Origin of the sequence: Caulobacter sp. AP07 (assembly GCF_000281955.1) — a bacterium.
Taxonomy (GTDB): Bacteria; Pseudomonadota; Alphaproteobacteria; order Caulobacterales; family Caulobacteraceae; genus Caulobacter.
Genome location: NZ_AKKF01000282.1, coordinates 1 through 3,784, shown reverse-complemented (window position 1 = coordinate 3,784; position 3,784 = coordinate 1). Strand labels below are relative to the sequence as shown.

The window sequence follows — 3,784 nt, the reverse complement described above, 5'->3', positions numbered from 1 at the left end:
TCTCATAGATCGCCGTCACCTCGCCGGCCGCGTTGCGGCTGTAGCTCACCCAGAAATTGTCAGCCCATTGCAGGGCGACCCGCCGCCCCGCCAGATCGAAGGTGTCGCTGGTCGAGCGCCGCCTTGAGTTGAGCGATCGACGTCGCGATCAGCTAGTGGAAGGACGGTGTCAGCCAGCCTTCACCACGACCACGAACGCCGTCATGGCCACCGCCACAATCACCGTCAGGCCGACGAGCTGGGTCCAGAACGCCTTCACCATTGCGCGCTCGATCGCCAGGTTGGGGCGTGGGCGCGGTCTGCGAAGGCGCCATAGCGGGGTCCGTCAGATTTCAGGCGTGAGCCGCGCCTAAAAAAGGTGTGCGGGCCCTTGATTCCCTAGCGTTGCCGCCGATTGAGGGGTCTGGATTTGTAGATGCCAAAGCCAACAAAAATCAACACATCCAATACCGTAAGAATTATAAACGTATTACCCCAAAATACATCCCCTGCCTCCAAGTGGTGACCAGCAATTCTCCCAAGATTTACACCTATAACAATCATTACAATCTCAAACAAAAATCCCTGCCAGGTAACAGGAAGTAGGGCCCACGGCACTATCAGGCGAACAAACCAGGATCGTTTTTCCATAATTCTATACCCGCGCGCTTGAGTGTCGTTCATTACTTACCCCCCTTGATCCGGCTCCCTCAAGCATCCTCGGGGCGGCGGCGGGGGTGGAGGGGCTTGCCCAGACGGGGAGCCGTTCGATCCGGATTTGGTCTTGTCTCCTGCCACTACATTGGTTGAGCTTGAGTAGTTGGAACCCGAAACTCCCACGCCCTTACCGATGGTGATAGTCGCCACCCACTTTCCCGTCTTAGGATCCCGAGACCAGGTAATGGTTTCAAATAAATTTAAGCTGACGGTCTTTGCATTGATAGCTGCAAGTTCCCCCGCCGATTTAGCATTCGTGAAAATAAGACCAAGGCCTGCCCCACCAGAGAGCCCCCCAACAAATTTTTTGCGATCGACATCATCAGGGTTAACCGCCATCGAACCGTGACTAAAGAGCAAGGACACCTTGCCCCACCCATTGTTACTGCTAGACGCAAAGTCAACGAGCGCAAGGCTGTCGGATCCTACTCTCGCTGCCGTCTGAGCGTGCCAGGCTAAGGCTTGATCTCTGGGAAATTCGGTTCCAGCGATGCAGGAGTTGCGGGAAGCGTGCCCTGGCACTTCGACATCCAATTTGTGCTGAAAGCGGTGTGAGCATTCCAGGCGTCAATGGTGGCCATGCTCACGCCTGGCTCCAGCCGCTCGCTGGGAAGATCGGGTTCCATAGCGATGTTACCGCTCTCGACGATGAAGTGCCGAAACCCGGCGTAGGCACCATAGGCGTTTTTGCCATTTACCTCGCCGCAGACTGCTTGGTCGGTCTTGTGGACCTCGCGAAACAACGCTGACGACGGGTCCTTTAGGTCGTGCGCAATTAGCTTCTTGGCCGCGCCGATCCGGCCCAGACCCTCCAACCATTCGCCTGCACCTTTGCCGCCTCCCAGCGCGAAGAAAGCGCCCCAGACGACAATCGCGCCGACTAACATTGCCCAGGTTGTCTTGTCGAGTTTCACTGAGGCCCGCTCCCGCTGAGCGCTACCATAATGGTGCTCGCTCAGGCGCTGCAACTGTCGCGAATATTAGGCGGAGCTACTCCTCTCATCGGCCGGCGTCGCCGAACGCCACCTCAAACGGGGTCGATGATTAAATCCCGAACGCGAACTGACGAATTTCCGAAAGAAGGGTAGCGGCGGACTTCGGTGACAGCTCGTTAGGCTGCCCTCCACGGCCTTCTAATCGCGGCCTCTATGTCGTGGCCCATGACCCTCGGCTTGGCCGATCACCTCATCACCGGCCCGCACGTCCACACCATCGTCACCGGCGTCGTCCTGTATCTGGCCACGGCCGGGCTAACGCTGACCGGCACCGCCGGTCTGACGCTGGGCGCGAAGGCGGTGTGGGACGTGCCCCGAGGACCCCTAAATTGCTGCTCTGAGCAAATGTCGGTCTCGGTGAACACACGCCCTTGTGGCGAGGCCCCTTAGACCCCGCGAGAGCTCGCGCCACAGGGGCGTGCTCGTTCCCGAGCCGACAACAGCTGTGCGTCACGATCTACGCAGGGTTAACCTGACTTGCCGGGGCCAATTCTGCTCTCGAACTGTGGTGGACCCATAGAAGCGATGAAGATCGATTAGATCCAGGTCCCTTAGCGCGGCTGCCGAGGAGCCAAGCCCATCGGTCGTGATTGACTGGGGCTCCACGGGCTGGTTGCGCAGCAGGCGCTTCAACAGTTTTAGCGCGGCGTTCGTATCGCGCCGGCGCCGCATCACCAAGTCGAGAACCTCGCCCTCATCATCGACGGCGCGCCACAGGTACATGCGCCTTCAGCCGATGTTGCAGCCAACGCGGCGAGGGCATAGGTCGCCGCCTCTTCGGGTTTCTGGCGATCTGCGGACCAAACTTGATCGTCCAGCAGCGGATGGTCTCGTAGCTGACCTCGATCCCACGCTGGGCCAGTAGTTCCTCGATATCCCGGAAGCTTAGGGTGAACCGGAAATAGAGCCACACCGCGTATCGAATGACTTTGGCCGGGAAGCGATGACGCTTGAAGGACAGCGTACGCATGGTGCGCTCCTGCCTGCCTCATGGCGCGGCGTCCAGGCACGCAGCGTTACCTAGCTGTGCCGAGATGACGCCATGGCAACGTTAAGCTGACGACACCCCACTTCAATGTGGCTCCATTCCTTCATACTCCCAAATCAAATAGTCAGACATTCTTTCAGCAAAATCTCGCCAACTACCGTACGGCCCCTTCATTTCTATCAATATTCCAATTTTATCCACAATTATCTGCACATCCAATCGCTCCACAAGTATTATGTGCTTTAGTACAAAATGTACATTTTCACTAAATACTTTAAAATGCTCCCCCGATACATTGCTTTCCGCCCATGCTGAATTGCATGCTCCAATTTGGAATAAATCTGCAGCTGATGTTCCGCTTTGACCTATTTCAACATGAAACCATAGACAAAATTTTTCATCGGAAACCTCACTAACCCCATCCCAATCCGTAGACGAAATATCCTTTATTACAGGTAATATCATTTTGCCCGCCATACATTGATATGAATATTCACACGATAGGGGCTATTTATCGCCGATCGAGCCTCTAAATTTCCAACCCAATGCTCTGGCCGAGCATATTCTTTGTGCGCCGGAAACCTGTAGACCCGTAAACCATCCGCGCTTTGAAGACCTTTCCCTCCTGACATAGAGGTCGCATTGGGCCCGACAAAGCTTCTACCAAGATGATCTGCGTACTCCATTGAATATGCCCCAGGTAGTCCGGTGTTTTTTGGAAGCTTTCCCGAGAGAGCCTCGCGAATGATCCCCATATTCTCCGCATCATTTTGCTCTAGCGTTCGCTTGGGTGTGGCGCCGCTTAGAGATAGAAGCAAACTCAATGTGCCGCCACGCACACTTAGGGGAATGGAGGGCGCTTCTGGTTCAAGTGGAGGTCCTCCATTGTGGCCAATCCCGGCAGGCCTGCCACCCGATGCTGCGCCGTTCTGTCCGCCGCTTCCGCCGCCGCCATCGCTCGGAGCGGCGAAAGTGTTCATCCCCATCGGTCCGGAATCTTCCCAGACTTCGCACTTGAAGCATTGCTCAAGCCCCGACGGATCGCTCTGATTTAGCGGATCATTCCCAACATAGGCATACCAGTTGAGCCCATCATCGTAGCCTG

The 3,784-nt window shown here is 56.2% G+C and carries 7 protein-coding genes; 1 reads left to right on the top strand and 6 read right to left on the bottom strand.

Annotation, left to right across the window (positions count from 1 at the left end; genetic code table 11):
• Positions 1 to 378: 378 nt before the first annotated feature.
• Positions 379 to 663: a hypothetical protein gene (locus PMI01_RS27320; protein ID WP_157223849.1), complete on the bottom strand. Its 285-nt coding sequence runs from the start codon at positions 661 to 663 to the stop codon at positions 379 to 381.
• Positions 664 to 1,151: 488 nt separating this feature from the next.
• Positions 1,152 to 1,610 (bottom strand): hypothetical protein, encoded by a 459-nt coding sequence (locus tag PMI01_RS23625; RefSeq protein WP_007675398.1) that lies wholly within the window; start codon positions 1,608 to 1,610, stop codon positions 1,152 to 1,154.
• Between the two features lie 258 nt (positions 1,611 to 1,868).
• Between PMI01_RS23625 and PMI01_RS23620 the strand changes: the two genes are divergently transcribed.
• Entirely contained in the window at positions 1,869 to 2,081 is a 213-nt protein-coding gene (locus PMI01_RS23620; RefSeq protein WP_157223848.1) for a hypothetical protein, read from the top strand.
• Between the two features lie 60 nt (positions 2,082 to 2,141).
• Here PMI01_RS23620 and PMI01_RS28000 read toward each other — a convergent pair whose 3' ends face one another.
• The 4 genes from PMI01_RS28000 to PMI01_RS27315 all read right to left on the bottom strand — a co-directional run.
• Positions 2,142 to 2,363 (bottom strand): DDE-type integrase/transposase/recombinase, encoded by a 222-nt coding sequence (locus PMI01_RS28000; protein ID WP_238537112.1) that lies wholly within the window; start codon positions 2,361 to 2,363, stop codon positions 2,142 to 2,144.
• Positions 2,364 to 2,388: 25 nt separating this feature from the next.
• Complete coding sequence (locus PMI01_RS27995) at positions 2,389 to 2,661, bottom strand: IS6 family transposase (protein ID WP_007675393.1); 273 nt, start codon at positions 2,659 to 2,661, stop codon at positions 2,389 to 2,391.
• A gap of 102 nt (positions 2,662 to 2,763) precedes the next feature.
• Positions 2,764 to 3,156, bottom strand: coding sequence for an Imm8 family immunity protein (locus tag PMI01_RS26625; protein WP_081497740.1), 393 nt, complete (start codon positions 3,154 to 3,156; stop codon positions 2,764 to 2,766).
• On the bottom strand, positions 3,141 to 3,784 hold a 644-nt coding region (locus PMI01_RS27315), incomplete at its 5' end, for a hypothetical protein (RefSeq protein WP_202948115.1). The genes PMI01_RS27315 and PMI01_RS26625, both read right to left, overlap by 16 nt.

Excerpts from the sequence above, each read along its gene's own strand:
- PMI01_RS27320 (WP_157223849.1), bottom strand. The coding sequence starts at position 663 with ATGAACGACACTCAAGCGCGCGGGTATAGAATTATGGAAAAACGATCC.
- PMI01_RS28000 (WP_238537112.1), bottom strand. The coding sequence starts at position 2,363 with ATGCGGCGCCGGCGCGATACGAACGCCGCGCTAAAACTGTTGAAGCGC.
- PMI01_RS27995 (WP_007675393.1), bottom strand. The coding sequence starts at position 2,661 with ATGCGTACGCTGTCCTTCAAGCGTCATCGCTTCCCGGCCAAAGTCATT.
- PMI01_RS26625 (WP_081497740.1), bottom strand. The coding sequence starts at position 3,156 with ATGGCGGGCAAAATGATATTACCTGTAATAAAGGATATTTCGTCTACG.